Source organism: Enterococcus sp. AZ191 (assembly GCF_051713845.1).
In the GTDB taxonomy this organism is placed as follows: domain Bacteria; phylum Bacillota; class Bacilli; order Lactobacillales; family Enterococcaceae; genus Enterococcus_B; species Enterococcus_B durans.
Map to the genome: position 1 here is coordinate 963,926 of NZ_JBIOQS010000001.1, position 23,758 is coordinate 987,683.

Here is a 23,758-nt window from a genome sequence, read left to right on the forward strand (position 1 = left end):
AAATCTAAACAATTAGGTTTGCTACAGACGCTCGAATAAACGGCGTCCCAAAGTCAGGTTTTTCGGGAATTTCAAGAAAAACGAGGCTGGGACAGAAGTGTTTCTTACTTTTGTCCCACGTTCGTTTTTCTTTCCAATTTCTCAAACCTAAACGACTTTTGTCTCAACCTCCTCAGCGTGTTTGGATTTTTTGTGTATCAAACGTCAGTGATGTATCGACTAACGTTTAAGTAGTTGGAACATATTTTCTCTTTTAGCCTGTGTACGCCCGATCAACTCGAGGGAATCAATGGCCACTTGTCATCTTTATTCCTATAATGCTGATCAATAATAACCCCACAAAGAACCAGGTTTGCGGAGTTAATTTGTCATGGAACAACCCAACTCCTACGATGACTGAACCAAGCGCGCCGATACCTGTCCAAATGGGGTAAGACAAACTCATAGGTAAAGTCTTGATTGCTTTTGATAGGAAATAAAAACTAGCAATCATACCGAGAACTGTATAAAGAGAATAATTTAATTTAGAGAAGCCCTCACTCCATTTCATCATCGTTGACCAAAAAACTTCCAAGAGACCCGCAAAAATCAATTCGATCCATGCCATAAGTCATTCCTCCTTCTACACAAAAAAGAGGAGAAACATTCCTTCAAAGACCTAATGGAATGCTTTTCCTCTTTTATACTACCCGGTGGCAGTTGTGTATTTATTTTTGTAGCTATAGTATACCACATTTTTGTTTTTTTGATTACTATAAGTAAAAAAACAGACAGGATAAGCATAGAAAATTGTTTGGAAAGAGTCATTATAAGAAAATAAGAAATTTAGAATAACCAATAAAAAAAGCGGATTTTAATGGAATTGACTGAATTTTCACAAAAAGAAGTCGATTTAATTGGATTTTGACTATATTTTCATTGCTTTTTGATTTATAATAAAAAAACATCTTGTAATCTTGGGGGAGGAAAACATATGGAGAACTATCTTAGTCTTTTAGGAGTATTGATCGTGATTGTCGGTTTTGCCCTTAAATTAGACTCAATCTTGATCGTAATGGTGGCGCTAGTTGTAACGGCACTGACAGGAGGTCTAGGAATAGGTGGCATGCTTGAAACATTAGGGACAAGTTTTGTCAACAATCGAGGAATGGCGATTTTTATTATTATCATGCTTGCTACAGGAACACTAGAAAGAAATGGTCTGAAAGAATCAGCCGCTTCTTTAATCAAACGTTTCAGAAAAGTATCGGCAGGAATGATCATTGACATCTACGGTGTATTTCGAATGATTTTTGCCGCATTCAATGTCAGCTTTGGTGGGGTGGCAGGTTTTGTTCGACCAATCATCATGCCAATGGCTTTAGGGACAGTTGAATCAAAAGGATTAGAAATCGATCCAAGACACGAAGAAGAATTAAAAGGGATGTCTTCTGCAATGGAAAATATCTGCTGGTTCTTTGGTCAAGTACTGTTTGTAGGGGGAGCAGGTGCATTGCTTGTTCAATCTACATTGAAAGATCTAGGCTATGAAGTCACATTAGGACAATTAGCTTTAGTTGAAATACCAGTAGCAATCGTTGCATTAGTGGTTGCGAGTGGTTACTTCTATCTAAAAGAGAAAAAAATAGCGAAGAAATATTATTCAGGAAAGGGGCAATAAAATGAGCTTTTTTACAAGTCCTGAAATTTTATTGGGAGATAAATTATTAGAAGTACTATATATTATCATGGGTCTAGTCCTTATTTATACAGGAATCAGAAATATCAACGATAAAAGCAACCCACATCGTTATGGTTCCGCATTTTTCTGGATAATTTTAGGTGTAGTTATTGCCGGTGGACGTTGGATACCTGCGCTTGTCAATGGGATCTTGATCTTTGCTATGACGATTCCAGCAATTGCGCAAAAAGTAAGTAAAGGTGAAAGTCGGTTACCTTCAAAGCAATATATGGAAAAAATGTCAGATAAATTAGGGATGAAAATCTTTATTCCTGCTTTGAGTATTGGTGTGTTTGCGATTTTATTTGCCTTATTCACCAAACTTGGAGCGTTAGTCGGTGTCGGTGTCGGTGTGTTTGCAGCTATGCTCATCTTGATGTTTTTCTCAAGAGACAATCGTCCAACAACTTTCTTGGATGATGCGGCAGACATGTTAGGCACAGTAGGACCTTTAAGTATGCTGCCAATGTTGTTAGCTTCTTTAGGTGCTGTCTTCACTAGCGCTGGTGTTGGTACTGTGATTTCTAATGCTGTAGGTACGATCGTCCCAGAAGGAAATGTAGATGTTGGAATCATCATCTATGCATTAGGGATGGTTATCTTTACGATCATCATGGGAAATGCTTTTGCAGCAATCACGGTAATGACAGTCGGAATCGGAGCACCATTTGTATTCAGTCAAGGAGCAAATCCAGCATTGATCGGAATGGTTGCTTTAACATGTGGGTTCTGTGGCACATTATTGACACCGATGGCTGCGAACTTCAATATCGTGCCAGTCGCAATGTTAGAAATGAAAGATAAATATGGCGTAATCAAGAATCAATTGTTTGTGGCTATCTTTATGTTAGTTTTCCAAATCGTGTATATGATTGTATTTAAATAGCATAAACTTTATAATAAGTAGTAGTCCATTAACAATAACGGAGGAATGTAAGATGAAAGTATTAGTAACAGGTTTTGATCCATTTGGTGGAGATAAAGTCAACCCAGCTTATGAAGCAGTGAAAAAAATGCCTGATGAAATCGCAGGCGCGAAAATCATTAAAGTTGAAGTACCGACTGTTTTTGCTAAAAGCGGCCAAGTGGTAGAAGAAGCAATCAAAAAACATCAACCAGAAATCGTTATTTGTGTCGGGCAAGCGGGAGGACGCTCAGCTGTTTCTTTTGAACGTGTTGCGATCAATTTAGCAGAAGCTAGGATCGAAGACAATGAAGGAAACCAACCATTTGATACAGCATTGGAGCCAGACGGACCAGCAGCTTATTTCACTTTATTGCCAATCAAAGCGATGACGAAAAACGTTCATGATCATGGACTTCCAGCTTATATTTCTTATACAGCAGGAACCTTTGTCTGCAATGATATCATGTATCGTCTCCTTCATTTAATCAATACAAAATTTCCAACGATCCGTGGTGGGTTCGTTCATGTACCATTTTCACCAGATCAAGTGATTGATCGCCCAGCCGGCACACCGTCGATGTCACTAGATGATATTGCTGCTTCACTTACGTATGCTGTGGAAGCCGCTGTTACAAATAAAGAGGATATTTCTGGTAACGCAGGAACTACTCATTAATAAAGAGAAGATAGCATCGGCTGGTAGATAAACGATATCTATCAGTCGATTGTTTTTTTGAGAGGAAACAATAAGTAGTGGAAGAATGGCAACAAGTACTTCAAGAATGGTACCCTAGAGAAATCAATAAGACTTATCCCATCAAGATATCGAAACAATATACCAGTAATCAAAGATGGGAGATCTATGAAAAACTGACAAAAGACCAAAGAAAGTTAGTCGATCAGCATCGACGTTATCTGATCAATTCGCGCTTCATGGAAGAAAACTATTTGGCAGCGACAGATTGGGTGTTTGAAGATTTTAAGATCAATCCTTTTTTTCGAACCAAAAGAAGGCAGCAAAAATTGTATTGTGATTGTGGAAGAGAACTGAAAGTACAGTATGTCGTCAAATCACCGAAGACTGGAAAACAGCTGAAATTGGGGATCAATCATTTTGCTGAACACCTCCATGTAAGTCCACAGATTGCTACGTCGATCAACCAAGGAATGACCAAGGTCGATCTAGCATTAGACGAACTTTTATGGCTGAAACAGCAAAATATTGAGTTCCCAGAAGATTTATGGCAAGAATATTGCTTTATGCTCTACCAAAATCGTAAACTGAAGAATCCTTATCTTCCAAATGAAAAGCTAACTAAACGTCTAGCAGACTTCCGTTTGGCTAAAATGCCTATTTATATTGCAGATCATCAAGCATTGAGCCATGAAATCAAACAGATCGAAAAACAAATTACAGGCAGTACAAAAACACTTCGCGTGAAAAAAGAACTATTTGATGACTTCTCTGATGCATTGGAAAAAGATGTTGAAGCATTTCTCCATCAATATAAAATCTTTTTACAAAAGGATTGGGCATCTATTTCAATTGAAGGCGGAAAGAAACAATCTATTGCCTTTTTTGAGGCATTTATTACAACTTTGCGAAAAACAAAGCAAATGGTAGGAAGACAACAAAAGACCGAAATCGAGAGATTGGCTCATGATCAACGCTTTATCCAGCCAGCAATCTATTTGTTTATGTGGGAACAGTATGTACGCTATGGTTTTTCAGAAGGGTTTTTTGATAGTATTCCACGAGTGATGCGTAATGGTTTTTTGAAGGTATTACGAAAAGAGAAAAAACAAAAATCCTATGAGTTACAGGAAGAGACAGTACCACGATCAAAAATCGTGTCCGAAAAAAAGTGGGAGGAACTAGCACAATCGGTAAAGGAAAAAGGAACAATGCCAGTTTTGAAGCACTTAGAGCGAGAAGGCTACCAGTTATCCAAAGAGCAACAAGAAGCATTACACTACTATCGAAAAATCGAACATGTTGCTAGGTCTGATAAGGCCGAAATAAGACGATTGCTAAAAGAGTTACTATAAAAGAACAGTATGACATTGCAAAAAATCAGAATTTCAAATTGGAAACAATAAATTGCGAAGATTCCCACTTGAGTATCTCAAAAAGGGGAAGTGTGAGCAACAAATCAAAAAATGCGGTAGCCAGGGCTAGAAAAATTTCTAAGCCATGGTTTACCGCATTTTTTAGGAATATCTTTTCTCAAGAGGAAGTATTAAGCGTGTTGAGAGTAATAGTCCTCTTCCATTTTTTGCATCCGTTCACGTTCCTTTTGGTTATACCAAGGAGAAACAGTGAAAGCAAGTACATCATTCAATAAGTATACAGAACTATTGACAAACATTGCTAGACTTGCAGAACCATGGGTAAAAGAGATATACCATAGAACCATTTGAGCTAATCCAGAAGCCAACCACCAATAGTATTGATTGTTGTAACGTAAGAAGCTAATGACACCAGCAGATAAACTGATTGAAAAAGCAATTGCATCCACCCACGGGCGTGGATCATCTGTGTATGTGCCAATCAAGAAACCAGAAACGAAATAAACGATGATGGTAGCGATGATTGCAATGAACCAAATTTTTCCTGTAAACTTTCGGATTTTTGATGCCATGTTATGATTCCATTCTTTACTTAGTAATACTGGAATGTCTAAAGTAATCATATAGGCTATCTGTTCGCCGATGCTTAAGTAATTTTTAGCGGAAAACCCGACAATAATAAAGCAAATCGCAGATAATATACCTAAAATACCATTAACAGATTTTGCTGCATTGATCGATAAAATACACAATACACCAAGATTTGTTCCAATAAAGGCAACAATGGATAGCCAAGTGATTGGACTGTTGACTAGTGTCATGATTTGACAACCAAGACTAAAAAAGAATAAATAATAATTTTGTTGTGGCCAGCCCTTTAGCTGATGTGCTAAAAAACGAAAATATGATTTCATCTATATAAAGCTCCTTTAGACACTAAATGTAGTGTTTGTTAATTTTTATAACACAACCTATTGTATTCTTTTCTAAAAAAAAATCTAGTCTTTCAATTAAAAATAATCTGTGTTATGATAACAATTGCTTGTTTTCTTGAGAATATCAAGAACTTTACATTTATAGAATGAAAAGACGAGGTCGGGACAGAAGTGTTTTACTCCGATAAATAAGAAGGGGTTCATAAAAATTGTGTTTCAGTTTTTTTGAATTTCGGCTTATTTTCGAAGGAGTTGCTTCTGTTTCTGCCGTTTTTTTGTTTTCTGAGAACAAAACGAGTAAAATGAAAGAATAACCAGTGAAAAGGAGAAGTAGTATGGATCTTTCTGTTATTCATCATGTAGCCATAATTGTATCGGATTATCAAAAATCACGTGATTTTTATGTTAATAAATTAGGTTTTGCTATTATTCGGGAAAATTATCGGCCGGAACGCAACGATCATAAATTGGATTTGAAACTTGGCGAAGCAGAACTGGAAATTTTTGGAATGGCCGATGCGCCAAAACGCCCCAACTATCCAGAAGCATGTGGATTGAGGCATTTAGCCTTTAAAGTAGAGAACATCGAACAGACAATCAAGGAACTCCATGAAAAAGGGATCGAGACCGAACGCATAAGAGAGGATACGTTCACTGGAAAGAAAATGACTTTTTTCTTTGATCCAGATGGCTTGCCATTAGAATTACATGAGTGATGTAACAAAAATGTCACTTTTTTTTTAACTCATTCGATTTTTCTTTCGAAAAAATCCTGTTATCCTGAAAAAAAAGAAACAGGAGATAAGTGATGAAAAAAGTGATTTTTAGCTTAGCTATTATTGTAATTATCAGCATCACAGCGTCTTTAGGATTGTTGGATGCGACATTTAGCTATGATGATATCAGTGAACAGGATTATCGTATCTCATTGAAAAAGGCGACAACGATTTTTAAGGAGGAAGCGCATCAAGAAAAAGTAGATGCTATCCAATTTATTCCCAAAAAAGATGTAAAAAATCAAACAAATAACACCTTTGAATATCTATTCATCTATCAGGATCAAGTTGTAGTGATCGACCCAACAACGGGTAAAACAGAGATAAATCCAGGAGAAAAAAGGTCCTACACTACCTTTGATATAGATGCAGTTTCTAGTGTCAAAACACCGCAAGCCGCGATGAAAGAAGCATTGAAGCAATGCGGACAAAAAAGAGCTAAGATAAAAGACTGGCAGCTTTTGATCAAAAATAGCAAGCTCTATTATGAAGTTGATTTGTTGGATAATGAACGGGCACAACGGTTGTTGATTAGAGCGTAAAGAGAAGTGTTATCACTTCTCTTTTTTTTGATATGAGAGTAAGCTATTTATGTAAAGGAATGAAAGGAAGTCGTTCAATTATGGAAAAAATGAAATGTCCAAATTGTGGAAAGAAATTTGCTTATGAAGAAGTTAATAATGTGGTCGAACATCAAGATGAAGAGATGCCTGTTGTTTGCCCGTATTGCCGTACAGAAGCTGCACGAATCGTTACACATGGCTATTTTGTGACACAAAAAATTGAAGATTATTTAAAATAACGACTTTGCTCTTTATTTTTCAGTATGATAAAATGAAAAAAAGGAGAGAAATAAATGATACGTTATGCAAAACAAGAAGATGCGCACGAAATCGCACCACTTATTTTAGTTATTTTGAATGATATGGAACTGCCATTTTTACAAAAATATGGAACAACAAAGACCCTCGAAATCCTAGAGGAAGCAATCACTGATCCTACCTATCGGTATAGTTATACAAGAGGGATCGTCGAAGAATTAGATGGAAAAGTAGCTGGAGTTGCCTACGGGTACACAGATGCAGATGAACCATTTATTGATAAGCCGCTAGAAGAAATCCTCAAAAAACATGGGATCGAAGAGACAGAACAACTCTTTATTGATCAAGAAACATTTCCCAATGAATGGTACTTAGACTTAATCTCTGTTTCTGAGAAGTTTAGAGGGCATGGAATTGGTTCTAAATTGCTTTCTGCTTTACCAAAGTTAGCAGAAAAAGAAAAAAGAAAAGTGATTGGTCTGAGTGTTGATGAACAAAATCCCAAGGCAAAAAAATTATATGAGCGTCACGGGTTTAAAGTAGTCGGTCAACGGATAATTAGCGGACATTTATATGATCACATGCAGAAAACACTTGATTAAAGCACTTTCTTGTATAAATATAGTTATTTTTTAATTATCTAATTGAGAATGGAACAATTATCATATAATAAGTTTTTGAGCGGAAAAAGACAGTTTCTGCTCTTTTTTTATGTAAATATATTGAAAAAAGCTGTTGCATTTTTTATTTTATTTATTATAAATCCCTATTTTATAGCCGTTAATACCATATTTTAATAGTTAAAGAATTTATGAAAATCATTTCTTTTTCATTTCAAATGTTTTACAATATCAAAGTATTTTTTTGTTATAGCGTAATACTAAAGAAATATTTATTATTGTTTGAAGGTATGCTTGAGTGAAAGAAGGAGAATATAAATGGTAAAAAATAAAAGTGGGAGTATCATTGCTATTGCGGTGCTGTTTCTTAATCTATTGGTGTCAATACCGGTTGTTGCAGAAACATATCTCCCACAAGATCCTGGAAATATCCATGCGGATCTAACAGGAAATTATGGTGCATTAGGGATTGCTTCTCAATTCCATGTTTTTTCAAAGGGAAAAACAACTATTAACGCACACACAAATGGAAATATAGCAACGAAAGAACTAGATGCGAATAATAATTTTGGTACAGATATCATCAGTGGAGACTTGCAATTGGAAATCAGTTATGTTCAAATGACTGACTCATTGATTGGTTCCTCATTGACTTCAGAAAATGATAATCGTGTGAATAAATTTGTTGTGGGAGAAACGGTAGCTACAGGATCAGAAAATGATAAAGCAGTAATTAATGGTTCAAGAATCGATCATTTGACTCTAGAAGAGTTTTATCAAGATCGTCCTGGACAAACATACATCGATTTTGCTTCAGAATTCGCACAACTTGTAAGTAGTTCAGATTTACTGATGTCTATGCCCCCTACACAAACATTTACATCTGCTGATTTTCCAGATATGAACAATCGCACGATAGTTTTGATAGGAAATGATGACTCTAATTTCATCTTGGCAAATGTTGATGCCTCAGTGTTGCAAGGTAATACACCATTAAATATATCTAATCCGGAAAATAAAGTGGTTGTATTGAATGTGATCAATGCTCCGACAGATTTTAGTGTTCAATCACAAATCCATTATAATGGACGTACCAATCAAGAAACAGAAGATTTCTCTGATGCCAATCTTTCTTGGAACTTTGGTAGTGCACTACCTAACTTGACGATTGCTACACCATTCCAAGGAACGATCATTGCACCAAATACAGATATCACAGTCAATCAAAATATGGATGGAACAATCATCGGTAACAATGTGGTCTTAAATGCATCAACGAATCGTTGGGATCCAAATGAAATTTTCCCAGTTGATATTCCTGACCATTCAGATTCAACAAGCACAACAGAATCAAGCACGTCAGACTCAACAAGTGAAAGTACAACAGAACCAAGTACATCAGAATCGACAAGTAGTACAACAGAACCAAGTACAACAGAACCAAGTACGACAGAACCAAGTACGACAGAACCAGGAACATCAGGCACACCAGGAACATCAGACACACCAGGAACATCAGACACGCCAGGAACGTCAGACACACCAAGAACACCAAGAACACCAGGAACATCAGGAACATCAGACACACCAGGAACACCAGAATCACTCACGAACCGTCATCTAGATGGAGGACCAGCCCGTGTGAATGCAAGAAAAGATTCATCAATTAGCAATACAACTACTGAAATCCTAGCTGATCCAGGTTCTGATAATACGAAACCAATGGATCCAACACAAAATAATAAGAGTGCTTCAATTACATTACCAAAAACTAATAGTACTTCAAATCGATGGTTAGCGGTAGTAGGTATCATAGTGATTGTTGTAGTAAGTGGATACCTGATATATAGAAGAAAAAAGGATTGAATGGATAACTAAAAAAACGAGTCCAGATTCATTGAACTAATCAGTTCTTAAATCTGGGCTCATTTTTAGTTAGTCTTTATTTCTTTATTGCTTTTCTTTAAAAGTAAAAAAATCTTCACGTCATTGCCTCGTTACTAGGTACAACAGCAGTTAAGTGAAATGCACTGTTGAAAAGTTTACTAAACGCAGTCAGTGTTTCGGCTAAGATACTACTCCTTAATATGATCATTGAAAATCCTACAAAAGAGATAATCGTTCCTGTAATGATTTTTGCAGGTATTGGAAAACTCATTTTTTTAGAGGAATCATTCTTCGTTTCTTCATAAGCTTCCATAGGTTCCTCCAGAAATAAACAGTGGCAGTTCACCATAAAGATTTTGGTGCATCTATGCGGTTTAGGTAGCAGGTTATTTCGGTACTAGGTCTATTCTTAACCATTGTCTTCTGTGAAATAGAGAAGAAATCAGAAAAAGATAGGACCTTTAACTAATCGTTGCCTAATGATTTTTACATAGTTTCGTTCAAAAATCGAAACGATAAGAAAGCGGCGTATCTTTTCCATTATTCTTGCGATAGAGCCAGTAATCCAATACAGCAGCGATACAGATACAGATTGGTGCATCTTCTTCGACTGGAATATCAAGAACATAATAATCGCCTGTAAAAAGTGTTGCTTTATCCATTTTCATGATTCGCTGATTAAAATGATGGATTTCATACTGATGGTTGTAAATATCTCCTTGTACAGTCCAATGCAAGCGACGAATGTAATAAAAATCACCCGGCCAATTAAATATTTTTTGCATGGTACCAACTTTTTCAAACTCTTTATAGATTTCAAACCGATTCCCAAAAGTAAGACTGATTTGTTTGATATGAGCGACAAGATTTCCGTTCATTGCATAAAGAGACAAAGCATTACCTTTGGTTCCCCAACGTCCGACCATCAAAAAAAGCGATTTTCCTGCTTCATTTTTGACTACAGTACGCGTGGCACGGCTAAGTTGCTTTTCTTGAATGAAAAATTCTGACATCCTTATCCCTCTTTTCTCGGAAATTATAGATTTTCTGATATAGCTCTTAAAATCGCTTTGCCGACTCCTGCTTCAAGGTTCGTGTCTGTGATATATTTGGCATATTCTTTCACTTCGATCTCAGCATTTCCCATTGCAAAACTAACACCAGCCGTTTGCAGCATACTGACATCGTTGAAATTATCGCCGATCGTCATCACATCTTCTAATGGTATTCCTCTTTCATGTGCGACATGTGCCACCGCAATCCCTTTTTGGGCATTTTTATGGTTGACTTCAATATTGTTTTGACCAGAAGAGGTCACCGCAAGATCACCAAGTTGGCTGATTTCTTTACCAACTGGTCCTAAAACTTGTGGGCCTTCTGTATGGAAACAGATGATTTTCAATACTTCTAATTTTTCATCCGCAAGTAAGTCGCGGATACTGTCTACATAATTGATATGCAATAATTCAAGATTAGCCGAAGCCATCGCAATGGCCATTTTATACGTTAAATGGGGGAGATGAGACGCCACCATTGAAGCAAAGCTTTCAATTCTTTTTGCCTGGTTTTCCGAATAAAGTCCTTGGTTGGTCGAGACTTCATAGTAGATACCGTTTGCATCCAAAATGTCCAAAACAGTAGTTGCTTGTAGGGTTGGTATCGGAACAGTAAACAATGAGTGTCCGTCCTTATCAAATACTTGTGCGCCATTCAGTGTGATCATGGCACAATCAATACCCGCTTCATCTAAGGCCGCGCGAGCTTCTTGGAAGTTGCGACCCGTTGCAACCATAAATTCGATGCCTGCTTCTTTTGCAAAGCGGATTGCTTCAGCGTTTTCCTCTGAAATACTCATATGCGCGTCTAATAATGTGCCATCCATATCTGATGCAATTAATTTGATCATAAGTCGAATCTTTCCTTTCTGCTTCTTGTACTTAGTTTACCATATTAGGGGGCAACTGAGGGCGAAGATTACCACTTGTTAAGAAAGAATTTGTGGGTTATCCTGAGTGTTGGAGGTGAAGTATTTTGAAAGAAATCATTCATAATAGTTGGCAAGATGTTCTGGCTGATGAATTTGAAAAGCCATATTATCACTTATTGAGAGATTTTTTAAAAAAAGAATATAAGACACAAAAAATCCATCCAGACATGTATCATATCTTTGAAGCACTGGAATTGACTCCTTATGAAAAGGTAAAGGTAGTTATTTTAGGACAAGATCCGTATCATGGGGCCAACCAAGCACATGGATTATCTTTTTCAGTACAACCAGGTGTGAAAATCCCACCATCATTAAATAATATCTATAAAGAGCTACAGAGTGATCTAGGTATCAAACCTGTAAATCATGGAAATTTAGTTTCATGGGCCAAACAAGGTGTCTTATTGTTGAATACAGTTTTAACCGTTAGAGAAGGGCAAGCCTATTCTCACCGAGGACAAGGGTGGGAGAGACTAACGGATACGATCATTGAGAAGTTAAATGAACGAGAACAACCAGTCGTATTTATTTTATGGGGTAAACCTGCGCAGGAAAAAATGAAAATGATCGATAGAAGCAAACATATCATCCTTACTTCTTCACATCCAAGTCCTTTATCCGCACATCGTGGGTTTTTAGGTTCAAAACCTTTCTCAAAAACAAATGATGCTTTGTTGGCACTTGGGGAACAACCAATCGATTGGCAACTACCTGAAACAGTGTAATAAAACAGCGCTTTCCTGTTATAGCCCAGTTTTTAAATTATGTGAAATACTTCATTTTTATTGTGTTTTTGACTAATACAGATAAAATAAACTGTTCTTTTTTTTCTGAATAGTGTATGATGAAGACATAAAAAATATCTGGAGGTCATCTTGTGGAATTGTTTGATAGTTTGAGATTCAAAATCGTACGTCGGAGTATTAAAATCGTTTTCCCTGAAGCAACAGATGCAAGAATTTTAGGAGCAGCTGCTCGTCTGAAAGCAGAAGAATTGGTTGAACCTATTTTGATTGGTAGTGAAGAAGAAATTAAAGATGCAGCCCATGCACGTGGTATCAAGACATCTAGTTTTACGATCATTGATCCGAATAATTACGAAAAGTGGGATGAAATGGTTGCATCTTTTGTTGAACGTAGAAATGGAAAGGCATCCAAAGAACAAGCAGAGAGTATCTTGAAAGATGTCAACTACTTTGGAACGATGCTGACTTATATGGGTGTTGCTGATGGCATGGTATCCGGTGCGATCCATTCAACGGGTGATACAGTTCGCCCAGCTTTACAGATCATCAAGACAAAACCTGGAGTAAGCCGTACAAGTGGCGCAATGATCATGGTACGTGGACGCGACCAAGAGAAATATGTTTTCTCAGATTGTGCAATCAATGTAAACCCAAATGCGCAAGAATTAGCAGAAATCGCAGTAGAATCTGCTAAAACAGCAGAATTATTCGATATCGATCCAAAAGTTGCACTTATGAGTTTTTCAACGAAGGGTTCTGCAAAATCCCCAGAAGTAGATAAAGTAGTGGAAGCAACAAAAATTGCGAAAAAATTAGCTCCACAATATACGATTGATGGTGAGCTTCAATTTGATGCTTCTTATGTGCCTGCGGTAGCTCAACTGAAAGCACCTAATTCAGAAGTGGCCGGACAAGCAACTGTCTTTGTATTTCCTGAATTGCAATCTGGGAATATTGGCTACAAAATTGCCCAACGTTTTGGTAACTTTGAAGCAATCGGACCTATTTTACAAGGTCTGAACAAACCAGTTTCTGATTTGTCTCGTGGAGCCAATGAAGAAGATGTATACAAACTAGCAATCATCACTGCTGCTCAAACATTACTTGACTAAAAGTGATAGTTCATTTATTCGTCTATTAAAGTAGGCAAGATGCTTAGTGAATCATTAATGAATAGCTAGTTAAAAAAGTTTATTGTTAGTCAAGATATTGGTTATTGGATAGTAGAGAGTTGGGACGAATGTTCCAACCTCTTTTTTTACTTTAAAAATTTTGCTGTACACGATATACTGACAAAAAAGCAGATTAAGGGAGTAATTTAGGAAATGATTGAATTGAATGGATTAGAACAGACAGAAAAATTTGCTGGAGTGATCGGGGAAGTTGCGATGGCCAGAGATAATTTAGTATTAACTGGAGATTTAGGCGCAGGTAAAACGACTTTGACAAAAGGAATTGCGCAAGGTCTAGGAATTGACCAAATGATCAAAAGTCCAACGTATACGATCATTCGTGAATACAATCAGGGAAGACTTCCTTTGTACCATATGGATATTTATCGTGTAGCAGCCAGTGGTGCTGATCTTGGCTTAGATGAGTATTTTGAAGGGGAAGGTTTATCCGTAGTCGAGTGGGGTAATCTATTAGAGGAAGCTTTGCCTGAAGATTACTTGGAACTGGTTTTAGAAAAAAGTGATACAGATTTAGAAAAACGCTATGTGAAATTGCACGCATACGGTGAGCAGGGATCAGATTTTAAAAAGCGGATCATGGAGCAGTGGGGGAAAATGAATGACTGAAGAAATCGCATTGATCATCCGAGAAGCAGTTCCTGAAGATGCACAAAACGTATTGGCAATGATGCAAAAGGTGGGGCAAGAAACAGATTTTCTAGTCATGGATGAAAAAGGATCCAGTCTAACACCAGCAGCCTTAGCTATTGAAATCGACTACCTCAGAGACAGCATAAATAATCTACTGCTTGTAGCCATTCTAGATGAAACAATCGTTGGAACGATTTCTGTTAGAGCAGCAGAACAATATCGGATTTCTCATATCGGTGAAATAGGAATCAGTATTTTAAAGGAGTATTGGGGAATGGGACTAGGAACGATGATGCTTGAGGAAGTTTTGTTTTGGGCGAAAGAAAATGGTGTCCTTTTCAGACTAGAATTAGATGTCCAGACACGAAATGAGCGAGCAGTCCATCTTTATAAGAAATTAGGCTTCCAAATCGAAGCTACAATGAAAAGAGGGGCAAGGAAAGATAACGGAGAATTTCTCGATGTCTATCGAATGAGCTTACTGATTTAGTGTGGGATAGATAGGGGTATTGAAAAGCCAAGCGAATTTTAGGCTTGATGCAGCCTGGCCTTTTCACAATCTATTCACGGTGTTCAAAGACCAACTCCTTGAAATAAGTCTGAATTTTTCAAAACATGAGAAGCTGTTTCGAAAAATCCATTCTTATTGTCGGCGGAGCTGAACGGTCTTTTCACAACCTTACTCATGGTGTTCAAGAAGCAACTCCTCAGCAATAAGCGCTAGATTTCCAAAATATGGGAAGCTATTTTAGAAATCTAGTTCTTATTTGCTCGGAGCTGGACGCTTCTTTCACAACCTTACTTAAAAGTAACCAATTTCTTCAATGGGTCTGTTCCAAAGTGTTTTTCTTGGTAGAGTAATATTTCTGCACAGGTACGGCTGTCTTCTAGCGCATCGTGGTGGTTGTTTAGAGTAATGTTTAAATTCTCACACACTGTATTCAATCGATGATTGGGCATTTCTGGGAATAAGCGACGGCTGGTTTTTACTGTACATAACGATAAATAATTAGGTTGTGCCAATCCATAGTAATCTAAACAACCAGCTAAAATTTTTGTATCAAAAGCGGCATTATGCGCCACGACTAAACGGTTCTGTTGGAAATACTTTTGGATTCCTTGCCAGACATCAGGAAACTTGGGCGCATTTCTGACATCTTTCTGGTGGATACCATGGATCTGGACGTTTCGCCAGAAGAATGGTGTTTCTGGTTGGATTAACGTATAATACTCATCGACGATCTGACTGTTTTGAACCATCACTAAGGCTAAAGAACAAGCACTGTGAGCTTGATGATTCGCTGTTTCAAAGTCCATTGCGACAAAATTCATATTCATAAAACCTCCTTAAAATAGCAAGACTAACATATATAATCAATAAATGAAATGGTTAGTTGAAAGTATGTAGGAATGATCGAAAATAAGATAAAAAAACGGTCTTTTCCTAAGTGTAAAGACGAAATATCAGTAGACTAAATTCTCCCAGAAAACAGTTCGCTAGAGAAACTAGCATTTTGCTGTTTTTTGAGAGAATTTATTTTAACAAGGCGTTCAAGTTAAATCTAATTCAACTGGGCAATGGTCACTCCCCATGATCGTTGTGTGGATTTTTGCATCTGCTAAACGTGGTGTGAGATCATCACTTGTCAAAAAGTAATCGATGCGCCATCCAGCATTATTTTTTCTAGCATTGAAACGATAACTCCACCATGAATAAACGCCTTCCTGATCAGGATAGAAGTGTCGGAAGGTATCAACGAATCCATTCGCTAATAGATGAGAGAATGCTTCACGTTCTTCCATCGTGAAACCAGCGTTTTTTTGATTGGTTTTCCAATTCTTCAAATCAATATTCTGGTGGGCAACATTCAGATCCCCGCAGATGATTACAGGTTTTTGCTTTTTCAATTCTTCTAAATAAAGATAAAATGCTTTTTCCCATTCTAGACGATAGTCTAAACGTTTCAACTCACTTTGAGAATTAGGCGTGTAGCAAGTAACCAAGAAAAATTCAGGATATTCTAAAGTGATCAACCGGCCTTCTTGATCGTGAACATCGATACCCATACCATATGAAACATTCAAAGCGGGTTTTTTGGCAAAAATTGCAGTACCAGAGTATCCCTTTTTTTCAGCATAGTTCCAGTATTGATGATAACCTGGTAGATCTAATTCAATTTGTCCAGCTTGCAATTTTGTTTCTTGCAAGCAGAAAAAATCTGCATCTAATTCATTAAAGACTTCAAGAAAATTTTTATTGACGATAGCTCGAAGTCCATTAACATTCCAAGAGATAAATTTCAAATCGATACGCTCCTTTACTTTTATCTTGTGACTCTATTGTACCTCATTTTCTTTAAAAATAGTGTAAGATAAGAGTAACTGAATTTTGGCTGGAGGAAAAAGAAAATGAATATTGGAGTAGTAGGTGTAGGAAATATCGCAGAGAAAGCATATCTACCAACTTATGCAAAAAATCAGGGTGAAATTGATTTTTATTTTGCTACTAGAAATAAAGAAACCAAAAAAAGAATCCATGATCAATATGGATTTGAACATCTTTATGATACGATCGATGAATTGATCGAGCATAATATTGAAGCTTGCATGATCCATGCAGCGACAAGTGTTCATTATGAACTGGCAAAAAAATGTCTTGAAAACAAAATCCATGTCTACATCGATAAACCTTTGAGTGTCGATCTGGAAGAAGTGCAGGAATTACAAAAGTTAGCAGAAAAAAACAAAGTGATTTTGATGGTGGGCTTCAATCGCCGTTTCGCACCGATGGTAGAAAAACTGAAAGCAATCCCTGATAAACGGATCATCCAATTACAGAAAAATCGCGTAGCCGCTCAAGAGACAACAGAATATGTCATTTATGACTTATTTTTGCACTTAGTTGATACTTCTGTCTATTTGTTGGATGAACCAGTCGTGCAAATGAAGTGCCAGATCAAAGAAACAAAAGAATTTTTGGATCATGCGATTTTAGAGTTAGAAACAGCAAACCAAACAGCTATTTTGGTCATGGATCTAGTTAGTGGTGCAAATACGGAACGCTACCAAGTGTCTAGTCCTAGTGGTACGTATGAAGTCAATGATTTGACAGAGATGGTCATCCATACAGCGAATGGCGTGGAACTAGAAAAATTTGGTGATTGGGAAAATACGTTGGTCAAACGTGGGTTTGAGCCCATGGTCCAGTCATTTTTTGCACAAATAAAAACAGGCGCAACAAGAAGCGAAGGGTTACGGCAAGAAAACATCTACCAGAGTCATGCTCTTTGTGAAGAAATGTTACGGAAACAAATCAGACACCAGATGTGAGGTAGACTGGTAAGTTTGTTTTAAGCGTGATAAAATGATGAGGACGTTTGAAAAGAAAGGAAAATCCTCAGTGAATAAAGAAGACTTAGTTAAAAACTTACCAGAGATTGATCTGTTGTTTGATGAACCGTTGATGAATTATACCTTTACAAAAACAGGTGGACCAGCGGATGTGCTTGTTTTTCCGAAAACAAAAAATGAAGTAAAAGAAGTTGTTGATTATTGCAGAATCCATGATTTACCTTGGTTGGTACTAGGTAATGCCAGTAATTTGATCGTTCAAGATGGTGGAATTCGCGGTGTAGTCTTGATGCTGACGGAAATGAAGGCAATACGAGTGGAAGGCTCAATGGTCGTTGCAGAAGCAGGGGCCAAATTGATCGATACGACATATGCAGCACTTGATGCTTCTTTAACAGGGTTTGAATTTGCTTGTGGGATACCAGGAAGCATTGGCGGAGCCGTCTACATGAATGCAGGTGCTTATGGTGGCGAGATCAAAGATGTCTTTGCAGAAGTAGATGTCTTGTTGGCTGATGGTTCCATGAAAACATTGTCGAATGAAGAGATGGCTTTTTCTTATCGTCATAGCGCTATCCAAGAGTTGAATGGGATCGTCTTAGAAGCAAGATTTCAATTGACAGCTGGTGATTTTGAAACGATCAAAGGCCGAATGGTGGAGTTGACAGAATTGCGTCAATCAAAACAGCCGTTAGAATATCCATCTTGTGGCAGTGTGTTCAAGCGTCCAGTAGGGCATTATACCGGACAATTGATCCAACAAGCTGGTTTGCAAGGATTAAAATGGGGCGGCGCTCAAATTTCTGAGAAACATGCAGGATTTATTGTCAATATTTATCATGCCACAGCTACTGATTATACCGAGCTGATTGCGCATATCCAAGAAGTGATCAAGGAAAAATTTGATGTGACTTTGGAAACAGAAGTACGCATCATTGGTGAAAAAAAGAGTATAACAACACGCGGGTAATCATAAGTAAGAGCAGCTAGTAACCAAAGTTGCTCTTTTTTATTAGAAAAAAGAAGAAACGAATGACAAATGAAAGGGAGTGAAGGGATGTTAGACAAACAAGTACCTTACGCAGAAATTTGGATGGTCCGTTCTATCGATACAGAAGTACCTTCTGTTCTATTAGCAGACGGATATCATTTTGAGTATTATCAGCCAGGAGATGAAAGTGATTGGGTAAGAATTGAATGTGCAGTTGGAGAGTTTGAGAATGAAAAAGAGGGTCATATTTATTTTCAACGTTCATTTGCGCCATATCCGGAAGAGCTTAAGAAGCGAATGTTGTTCGTTGTGAATGATCTGGGAGAGAAAGTTGGAACTTGTACCGCATGGTTCAAAGAGCGTTTTGACGGGACTTACCCACTTTTCCACTGGTTGGCTGTTGTCCCTGAGCATCAGGGGAAAGGGTTGGCAAAAGCTTTGACAGTAGAAATACTTACTCTTTTCCAAAAAGCAGAACTACAACGGCCTATTTATCTGCACACGCAAACTTGGAGTCATCCAGCGATCAAGTTGTATCAAAAATTAGGATTTTCACTTCTTTCTGAAAATTTTAATGGTAGTGAGAATTCAGATTATCCATTAGCAATGGAAGTTTTGAAACGGCTAGAAAAGGGAAAAGGAATTATAAAAAACGGAAGTTATTTTGCGGAAGAAAAAAGGCTGGAAGAAAAATGTAATCTCAAGGAGTGAGAAAAAGATGCAAGAAAATTATTTTTCCACTTTTCTCATAATATCGGCTGTTTTTTTGAATAGTTTATGATCGTTTCTGTGATTTACTTCAACAAAGAGGGCAAGACAATTTCACTTTTATCTTACCCTCTTTGTGTAGTATTCAAAAATATGTGTAATCGCTGATGTATCAAAGCACTTTACGAGTGTATCACTTGGCTTTTCTAGGAATAAAGTTCCTGATAAAGGTGAATTTTCGATAGTCATTGCGACTATAAAGATAGCCAAAGATACTAAAGGTCAAAGCACCAATAAAGTTGACAAATAGATCCTTCATCGTATCCATGATACCGATATCTAAATAGCCACCAGAAATGACAGTTGTTTCAGTTTTTCCAGCATCATTTTTGTATTCGATCTCGGTTTTTTCAATATTAGGGATGATGTGAACAGTATTTCCATCTTTACTGAGTTCTACACTATTTATTTGTTGAACAAGTGTGTCCTTTTGCATATCTAATTGGAATAAATGATCGGCTGAGAATTCAACAAATTCCCAAGCGACACCAACGGTCATTGAAAAACAAAAAGAAACAATAGCAAGAAGCAAAGGGGTCAAATTCATTGTTTTTGTATTTTTGTTGAGTAAATAGACCAATGAAAAGCCTACTCCACCAGCTAAAAAGCCGCTTAATGCATGAAGAAATGTGTCCCACATAGAAAAATACCCATAAAAATCGCTCAATTCACCTAAAACTGTCGAACTAAAAATAAAAGAAATTAAAATGATTTCTAACATATTAGGAATCTGGATCTTAAGTATTTTTTCTAAGAGATAAGGTATTTCAAATAAAACTAAAGTGAGTAATAACAGAAATGTATTACCCATGTTTTGTTGGATCAATTGATCGACTAACATGATTGTGACGATGGCACGTAAGAGGATATAGATCCCGTGGGTGACTCTGCCAGCAGTTTTTGTACCATTCATAAAAAATCGTTTAATATAATTCATCATTTAACTCCTTCACGTATACTAGAGATTATACTAGTTATCAAGAACGAACCACAACTTTTTGAACTGGAAACAGCAAATAATTAGTTGAAAGAGAGTCAAGTGACAAATTTGTTCGAAAGGCAAAACAAATGCAAAATGGTCGGTAGAAAAGCTTTTTTATTCATAATAATTATTTTATTAACCTTTTTGTCAAGAAAGATTAAAATCATTGTTGATATTGTGAAAATATTCACTTATTATAAGGGAGAAGAATTACTTTAGGAGGGAAAAAATGAAAAAAGTAGTAAAAAGTTTAATGGTTTTGACATCCGTGTTGGCGATGGGAGCTTGTAGTCCTGATAAAAAGGAAGCCGCGACCTCATCGAGCACGAAAGCAACTGAGAAAACAGAAGCTACATCAGGGGCATCGGAACAATCCTATACAGACCCAACAGAAATGAAAAAAGCGTACGATATCGTTATCGTTGGTGCTGGCGGTGCGGGGATGTCGGCAGCAATCGAAGCGAAAGATGCTGGATTAAATCCTGTTATTTTTGAAAAAATGCCAGTTGCTGGTGGAAATACGTCTAAATCATCAAGTGGTATGAATGCGTCAGAAACAAAATTCCAAAAAGAAAATGGAATCAATGATTCAAATAATGCTTTTTATGAAGAAACATTAAAAGGAGGCGGAGGAACAAATGACAAAGAACTTCTTCGTTATTTTGTTGATCACTCAGCCGATGCAATCAACTGGTTAGATCAAAATGATATCAAGTTAGATAATTTAACGATCACAGGTGGAATGAGTGAAAAAAGAACGCATCGCCCATCTGATGGCTCAGCAATCGGTGGCTACCTTGTCGAAGGATTACTAAAAAATGTCCATGAAAGAAATATTCCGATTTTTGTAAATACAGATGTCACTGACATCAAAGAAAACGATGGAAAGGTCAATGAAGTGACTGTCCAAGTCCAAGGGGAAAAACCTAAAGATATTACTGGTAAAGCAATTATCGTAACTACTGGCGGATTCGGTGCTAATGAAGAATTTATCAAAAAATATCGTCCTGATCTAGAGGGCTACGTTACCACCAACCAATCCGGTTCAACCGGTGACGGAATCACAATGATCGAAAAATTAGGCGGACAAACTGTTGATATGGATAAAATTCAGATCCATCCGACGGTTCAACAAGATGAAGGTGTCTTGATAGGAGAAGCGGTTCGTGGCGAAGGGGCAATCTTAGTCGATCAAACAGGAAAACGGTTTGTCAATGAGTTGGATACAAGAGATAAAGTATCTGCTGCTATCACAGCTTTGCCAGAAAAATCGGCATATCTGATTTTTGATCAAGGTGTGAGAGACCGCGCGAAAGCAATTGATTTTTATGAGAAAAAAGGCTATGTGACTTCTGGTGAAAGTATCGAAGAATTAGCAGAAAAAATGAATCTTCCAAAAGAGGATTTATCTCAGACGATAGAAACTTGGAATACAGCTGTTGCGGCGAAAAAAGATGAACATTTTAATCGGACAACAGCGATGGATCATGATCTGTCACAACCTAACTACTATGCAATCAAAATTGCTCCAGGAATCCATTACACAATGGGAGGAATAAAAATCAATACGAATACGGAAGTATTGAATAAAGAAGAACAACCAATCACAGGGTTATACGCTGCGGGTGAAGTAACCGGCGGACTACATGGAAATAACCGTATTGGCGGTAATTCAGTCGCTGAGATCATTATCTTCGGTCGTCAAGCTGGGATACAAGCAGCAAAATATGCAGCTGAAAATTGAGATAAAAGTTTTAACTCGCTCGTTGAGGGAGAAGGAATTTAAGTTCCTATATAAAGAATCCACTGTAAACGAACGAGCTAATTGATTTCTTTATTATTCCAAGATAGCAAGCCGTAAGTCACGAATCTGGTTTTAGCCGTTTTTGTGATTTACGGCTTATTTTAATACCTTAATTCAGGATATGAAGAAAGCAGACTAGCACTAAACAAGTCGCTATGCTTCATTCGGTTCGAAAAATATGAAAGTCTAAATTTGTTGCTGAAAGTTCTTTTTTTCCAAAAATATTTTTTCTTTTTTTAATAATGTCCTATCGGTTTACTAGAAAATTTTATATAATCAATTAGGAAAGCGTTTTCTTTTTTGCCAATGTTTTTTTTGCAAGGTAGTTGGACTTATAAAATAGGAGGGAAAAAATGAATAAAATGCAGCTTTATATGTTACTTTTACTGACTGTAATGGGTACATTAGTTTTTTCTACAAAAGTATCAGCGCAAGTCCAGAGTGGTTCTCCCAAGATGATGGTCTATTATCGTGCTTGGCGAGATAAAGAGATGAAAGGCGTTAATACTAGTTTGACAGATGAAAATTGGTTATCGATGGAAGATATTCCTTATGGTATTGATATTGTGAATATTTTCAGTTACGTTCCTGAAGGACAAGAAGCTGGTGCGGCACCGTTTTTCAAAAAATTAAAAGAAAGCTACGTACCAACTCTTCATGCCCGTGGTGTGAAATTAACGAAAGCAATCGATTATTCTGTGCTATTGAAAATACCATATAGTGGTACTTTTCCGACGGGACAAGAATTTGACGCATATGCGAATCAACTATTAGATGAACATGTCCGTGCCTATGGTATAGATGGTTTAGATATTGATATGGAGACATTCCCTAGTCAAGCTGATATTGCTTTGTCTGATGGAGTGATTCGAGCATTAGCACGCTATATCGGACCATCAGCGAATAATAATACCGTTTTTGTTTACGACACGAATGGTTCAAATACAGGTCCATTACAAAATGTCGCCGAACATTTTACCTATTTAGGGTATCAGCAATATGGCTCTGATGCAGGTAGAACAGCAAAGGCAATCAATGACTATGAAAAATTGATTCCCAAAGAACGATTCATGCCTGGACTGTCTTTCCCTGAAGAACAAGATCATAATCGTTGGTATGATACAGGAGAACCTTACGAACAAAGTAATTTATATAAAGTAGCAAAGTACACGGCAGACAATCATCTATACGGGATGTTTCTATATGCATTGGATCGGGATGGCCGTACGTACAATTAGCATGACTTGAATCATGTCATTCCTTCTAATTTTTTATGGACGAAGACAGCAATTCTAGAAGCGAAAGGTTTTACCTTGGAGCAAGCGAAAAAGATAGCGAACCACCACTGGAAGCGTATAGGGAACAACGATTTGAATCAAGCAGTTGTGGAAGAAAAGATCAACCAAGCAAAATCAATCTATGAAGTAAATAAAGTATTACTAGGATCAAGTGAACACTTTGGAACGGATGGGGTGAGTGCTGAGTATGATCCAATTTACGAATGGTCATTGATGAATTGATCGATTGGCACTAAAACAAAACCAGCAAGTAGCGACCTGAGAGGTAACTG

26 protein-coding genes and 1 pseudogene are annotated in these 23,758 nt (G+C 37.2%); 19 read left to right on the forward strand and 8 right to left on the reverse strand.

The features are described 5' to 3' along the window. Positions 1 to 286 precede the first annotated feature (286 nt). Positions 287 to 607, reverse strand: coding sequence for a DMT family transporter (locus IGI47_RS04565; RefSeq protein ID WP_142421891.1), 321 nt, complete (start codon positions 605 to 607; stop codon positions 287 to 289). A gap of 366 nt (positions 608 to 973) precedes the next feature. Here IGI47_RS04565 and IGI47_RS04570 point away from each other — a divergent pair, with 366 nt between their 5' ends. The 4 genes from IGI47_RS04570 to IGI47_RS04585 all read left to right on the forward strand — a co-directional run bounded on the left by IGI47_RS04570 (position 974) and on the right by IGI47_RS04585 (position 4,676). Beyond that, the gene (locus IGI47_RS04570) at positions 974 to 1,660 is read left to right on the forward strand and encodes a DUF969 domain-containing protein (protein WP_005877274.1); all 687 of its coding nucleotides are present in this window, start codon (positions 974 to 976) and stop codon (positions 1,658 to 1,660) included. Position 1,661: 1 nt separating this feature from the next. Next, positions 1,662 to 2,606: a DUF979 domain-containing protein gene (locus IGI47_RS04575; RefSeq protein ID WP_438783483.1), complete on the forward strand. Its 945-nt coding sequence runs from the start codon at positions 1,662 to 1,664 to the stop codon at positions 2,604 to 2,606. Positions 2,607 to 2,658: 52 nt separating this feature from the next. After that, complete coding sequence (pcp, locus tag IGI47_RS04580) at positions 2,659 to 3,303, forward strand: pyroglutamyl-peptidase I (protein ID WP_005877278.1); 645 nt, start codon at positions 2,659 to 2,661, stop codon at positions 3,301 to 3,303. A gap of 77 nt (positions 3,304 to 3,380) precedes the next feature. Beyond that, complete coding sequence (locus tag IGI47_RS04585; RefSeq protein WP_438783484.1) at positions 3,381 to 4,676, forward strand: hypothetical protein; 1,296 nt, start codon at positions 3,381 to 3,383, stop codon at positions 4,674 to 4,676. Positions 4,677 to 4,867: 191 nt separating this feature from the next. On the opposite strand, the gene pnuC is transcribed toward IGI47_RS04585, so the two are convergent. Next, positions 4,868 to 5,611, reverse strand: coding sequence for a nicotinamide riboside transporter PnuC (gene pnuC, locus IGI47_RS04590; protein ID WP_081133949.1), 744 nt, complete (start codon positions 5,609 to 5,611; stop codon positions 4,868 to 4,870). A gap of 356 nt (positions 5,612 to 5,967) precedes the next feature. Here pnuC and gloA2 point away from each other — a divergent pair, with 356 nt between their 5' ends. The 5 genes from gloA2 to IGI47_RS04615 all read left to right on the forward strand — a co-directional run bounded on the left by gloA2 (position 5,968) and on the right by IGI47_RS04615 (position 9,715). Continuing rightward, positions 5,968 to 6,348 carry an SMU1112c/YaeR family gloxylase I-like metalloprotein gene (gloA2, locus tag IGI47_RS04595; protein WP_311930095.1) on the forward strand — a complete coding sequence of 127 codons (381 nt, stop codon included), beginning with the start codon at positions 5,968 to 5,970 and terminating at the stop codon, positions 6,346 to 6,348. Between the two features lie 92 nt (positions 6,349 to 6,440). Next, entirely contained in the window at positions 6,441 to 6,950 is a 510-nt protein-coding gene (locus IGI47_RS04600) for a hypothetical protein (protein WP_311930096.1), read from the forward strand. An 80-nt stretch (positions 6,951 to 7,030) separates the two neighbouring features. Next, positions 7,031 to 7,210: a hypothetical protein gene (locus tag IGI47_RS04605; protein ID WP_142421895.1), complete on the forward strand. Its 180-nt coding sequence runs from the start codon at positions 7,031 to 7,033 to the stop codon at positions 7,208 to 7,210. Between the two features lie 54 nt (positions 7,211 to 7,264). After that, a complete protein-coding gene (locus IGI47_RS04610; protein WP_438783486.1) occupies positions 7,265 to 7,831 on the forward strand; it encodes a GNAT family N-acetyltransferase in 567 nt (188 codons plus the stop codon). A 336-nt stretch (positions 7,832 to 8,167) separates the two neighbouring features. Further along, positions 8,168 to 9,715: a choice-of-anchor A family protein gene (locus IGI47_RS04615; RefSeq protein ID WP_438783487.1), complete on the forward strand. Its 1,548-nt coding sequence runs from the start codon at positions 8,168 to 8,170 to the stop codon at positions 9,713 to 9,715. Between the two features lie 115 nt (positions 9,716 to 9,830). On the opposite strand, the gene IGI47_RS04620 is transcribed toward IGI47_RS04615, so the two are convergent. From IGI47_RS04620 to IGI47_RS04630, 3 genes are all read right to left on the reverse strand, one after another. After that, positions 9,831 to 10,049 (reverse strand): PTS transporter subunit IIC, encoded by a 219-nt coding sequence (locus IGI47_RS04620; RefSeq protein WP_438783488.1) that lies wholly within the window; start codon positions 10,047 to 10,049, stop codon positions 9,831 to 9,833. Positions 10,050 to 10,236: 187 nt separating this feature from the next. Continuing rightward, positions 10,237 to 10,749, reverse strand: coding sequence for an LURP-one-related/scramblase family protein (locus IGI47_RS04625; protein WP_438783489.1), 513 nt, complete (start codon positions 10,747 to 10,749; stop codon positions 10,237 to 10,239). 23 nt (positions 10,750 to 10,772) lie between these two features. Then, positions 10,773 to 11,642, reverse strand: coding sequence for a Cof-type HAD-IIB family hydrolase (locus tag IGI47_RS04630; protein ID WP_438783490.1), 870 nt, complete (start codon positions 11,640 to 11,642; stop codon positions 10,773 to 10,775). A 125-nt stretch (positions 11,643 to 11,767) separates the two neighbouring features. Between IGI47_RS04630 and IGI47_RS04635 the strand changes: the two genes are divergently transcribed. The 4 genes from IGI47_RS04635 to IGI47_RS04650 all read left to right on the forward strand — a co-directional run bounded on the left by IGI47_RS04635 (position 11,768) and on the right by IGI47_RS04650 (position 14,782). After that, a complete protein-coding gene (locus tag IGI47_RS04635) occupies positions 11,768 to 12,448 on the forward strand; it encodes a uracil-DNA glycosylase (RefSeq protein WP_438783491.1) in 681 nt (226 codons plus the stop codon). 152 nt (positions 12,449 to 12,600) lie between these two features. Further along, entirely contained in the window at positions 12,601 to 13,581 is a 981-nt protein-coding gene (gene pta, locus IGI47_RS04640) for a phosphate acetyltransferase (RefSeq protein WP_438783492.1), read from the forward strand. 213 nt (positions 13,582 to 13,794) lie between these two features. Then, positions 13,795 to 14,268, forward strand: coding sequence for a tRNA (adenosine(37)-N6)-threonylcarbamoyltransferase complex ATPase subunit type 1 TsaE (tsaE, locus tag IGI47_RS04645; RefSeq protein WP_311930105.1), 474 nt, complete (start codon positions 13,795 to 13,797; stop codon positions 14,266 to 14,268). Next, complete coding sequence (locus IGI47_RS04650) at positions 14,261 to 14,782, forward strand: GNAT family N-acetyltransferase (protein WP_311930106.1); 522 nt, start codon at positions 14,261 to 14,263, stop codon at positions 14,780 to 14,782. Before tsaE ends, IGI47_RS04650 begins: the two co-directional genes overlap by 8 nt. Positions 14,783 to 15,090: 308 nt before the next feature. Here the strand turns inward: IGI47_RS04650 and IGI47_RS04655 are convergent, their stop codons facing one another. Then, positions 15,091 to 15,624, reverse strand: coding sequence for a 3'-5' exonuclease (locus IGI47_RS04655; RefSeq protein ID WP_438784445.1), 534 nt, complete (start codon positions 15,622 to 15,624; stop codon positions 15,091 to 15,093). Between the two features lie 219 nt (positions 15,625 to 15,843). Further along, positions 15,844 to 16,596 carry an exodeoxyribonuclease III gene (locus IGI47_RS04660; RefSeq protein ID WP_311930107.1) on the reverse strand — a complete coding sequence of 251 codons (753 nt, stop codon included), beginning with the start codon at positions 16,594 to 16,596 and terminating at the stop codon, positions 15,844 to 15,846. A gap of 105 nt (positions 16,597 to 16,701) precedes the next feature. On the opposite strand from IGI47_RS04660, the gene IGI47_RS04665 reads away from it, so the two are divergent. The 3 genes from IGI47_RS04665 (at position 16,702) to IGI47_RS04675 (ending at position 19,345) form a co-directional block, all read left to right on the forward strand. Next, positions 16,702 to 17,622, forward strand: coding sequence for a Gfo/Idh/MocA family protein (locus IGI47_RS04665; protein WP_438783493.1), 921 nt, complete (start codon positions 16,702 to 16,704; stop codon positions 17,620 to 17,622). Positions 17,623 to 17,692: 70 nt separating this feature from the next. Then, complete coding sequence (gene murB, locus IGI47_RS04670; protein ID WP_438783495.1) at positions 17,693 to 18,613, forward strand: UDP-N-acetylmuramate dehydrogenase; 921 nt, start codon at positions 17,693 to 17,695, stop codon at positions 18,611 to 18,613. 87 nt (positions 18,614 to 18,700) lie between these two features. Beyond that, on the forward strand, positions 18,701 to 19,345 hold the full coding sequence (locus IGI47_RS04675; RefSeq protein ID WP_438783496.1) for a GNAT family N-acetyltransferase: 645 nt from the start codon (positions 18,701 to 18,703) through the stop codon (positions 19,343 to 19,345). A 190-nt stretch (positions 19,346 to 19,535) separates the two neighbouring features. Here the strand turns inward: IGI47_RS04675 and IGI47_RS04680 are convergent, their stop codons facing one another. Further along, a complete protein-coding gene (locus IGI47_RS04680) occupies positions 19,536 to 20,339 on the reverse strand; it encodes a hypothetical protein (protein WP_438783497.1) in 804 nt (267 codons plus the stop codon). 274 nt (positions 20,340 to 20,613) lie between these two features. Here IGI47_RS04680 and IGI47_RS04685 point away from each other — a divergent pair, with 274 nt between their 5' ends. From IGI47_RS04685 to IGI47_RS04695, 3 genes and pseudogenes are all read left to right on the forward strand, one after another. Continuing rightward, the gene (locus tag IGI47_RS04685; RefSeq protein ID WP_438783499.1) at positions 20,614 to 22,128 is read left to right on the forward strand and encodes a flavocytochrome c; all 1,515 of its coding nucleotides are present in this window, start codon (positions 20,614 to 20,616) and stop codon (positions 22,126 to 22,128) included. Positions 22,129 to 22,646: 518 nt separating this feature from the next. Then, positions 22,647 to 23,426, forward strand: a pseudogene (locus IGI47_RS04690) (EndoS/ChiA family endoglycosidase); the annotation flags it as partial. 75 nt (positions 23,427 to 23,501) lie between these two features. Further along, positions 23,502 to 23,708 (forward strand): hypothetical protein, encoded by a 207-nt coding sequence (locus IGI47_RS04695; RefSeq protein WP_438783501.1) that lies wholly within the window; start codon positions 23,502 to 23,504, stop codon positions 23,706 to 23,708. Positions 23,709 to 23,758: the final 50 nt, after the last annotated feature.

What these genes read in the sequence shown, in the direction of transcription:
- IGI47_RS04650 (WP_311930106.1), top strand. Translation starts at nt 14,261, where the DNA reads ATGACTGAAGAAATCGCATTGATCATCCGAGAAGCAGTTCCTGAAGAT.
- IGI47_RS04615 (WP_438783487.1), top strand. Translation starts at nt 8,168, where the DNA reads ATGGTAAAAAATAAAAGTGGGAGTATCATTGCTATTGCGGTGCTGTTT.
- IGI47_RS04680 (WP_438783497.1), bottom strand. Translation starts at nt 20,339, where the DNA reads ATGAATTATATTAAACGATTTTTTATGAATGGTACAAAAACTGCTGGC.
- IGI47_RS04675 (WP_438783496.1), top strand. Translation starts at nt 18,701, where the DNA reads ATGTTAGACAAACAAGTACCTTACGCAGAAATTTGGATGGTCCGTTCT.
- IGI47_RS04565 (WP_142421891.1), bottom strand. Translation starts at nt 607, where the DNA reads ATGGCATGGATCGAATTGATTTTTGCGGGTCTCTTGGAAGTTTTTTGG.
- IGI47_RS04655 (WP_438784445.1), bottom strand. Translation starts at nt 15,624, where the DNA reads ATGAATTTTGTCGCAATGGACTTTGAAACAGCGAATCATCAAGCTCAC.
- IGI47_RS04625 (WP_438783489.1), bottom strand. Translation starts at nt 10,749, where the DNA reads ATGTCAGAATTTTTCATTCAAGAAAAGCAACTTAGCCGTGCCACGCGT.
- IGI47_RS04685 (WP_438783499.1), top strand. Translation starts at nt 20,614, where the DNA reads ATGAAAAAAGTAGTAAAAAGTTTAATGGTTTTGACATCCGTGTTGGCG.
- gloA2 (WP_311930095.1), top strand. Translation starts at nt 5,968, where the DNA reads ATGGATCTTTCTGTTATTCATCATGTAGCCATAATTGTATCGGATTAT.
- IGI47_RS04600 (WP_311930096.1), top strand. Translation starts at nt 6,441, where the DNA reads ATGAAAAAAGTGATTTTTAGCTTAGCTATTATTGTAATTATCAGCATC.
- IGI47_RS04570 (WP_005877274.1), top strand. Translation starts at nt 974, where the DNA reads ATGGAGAACTATCTTAGTCTTTTAGGAGTATTGATCGTGATTGTCGGT.
- IGI47_RS04610 (WP_438783486.1), top strand. Translation starts at nt 7,265, where the DNA reads ATGATACGTTATGCAAAACAAGAAGATGCGCACGAAATCGCACCACTT.
- tsaE (WP_311930105.1), top strand. Translation starts at nt 13,795, where the DNA reads ATGATTGAATTGAATGGATTAGAACAGACAGAAAAATTTGCTGGAGTG.
- IGI47_RS04630 (WP_438783490.1), bottom strand. Translation starts at nt 11,642, where the DNA reads ATGATCAAATTAATTGCATCAGATATGGATGGCACATTATTAGACGCG.
- IGI47_RS04665 (WP_438783493.1), top strand. Translation starts at nt 16,702, where the DNA reads ATGAATATTGGAGTAGTAGGTGTAGGAAATATCGCAGAGAAAGCATAT.
- IGI47_RS04620 (WP_438783488.1), bottom strand. Translation starts at nt 10,049, where the DNA reads ATGGAAGCTTATGAAGAAACGAAGAATGATTCCTCTAAAAAAATGAGT.
- IGI47_RS04575 (WP_438783483.1), top strand. Translation starts at nt 1,662, where the DNA reads ATGAGCTTTTTTACAAGTCCTGAAATTTTATTGGGAGATAAATTATTA.
- pnuC (WP_081133949.1), bottom strand. Translation starts at nt 5,611, where the DNA reads ATGAAATCATATTTTCGTTTTTTAGCACATCAGCTAAAGGGCTGGCCA.
- IGI47_RS04605 (WP_142421895.1), top strand. Translation starts at nt 7,031, where the DNA reads ATGGAAAAAATGAAATGTCCAAATTGTGGAAAGAAATTTGCTTATGAA.
- pcp (WP_005877278.1), top strand. Translation starts at nt 2,659, where the DNA reads ATGAAAGTATTAGTAACAGGTTTTGATCCATTTGGTGGAGATAAAGTC.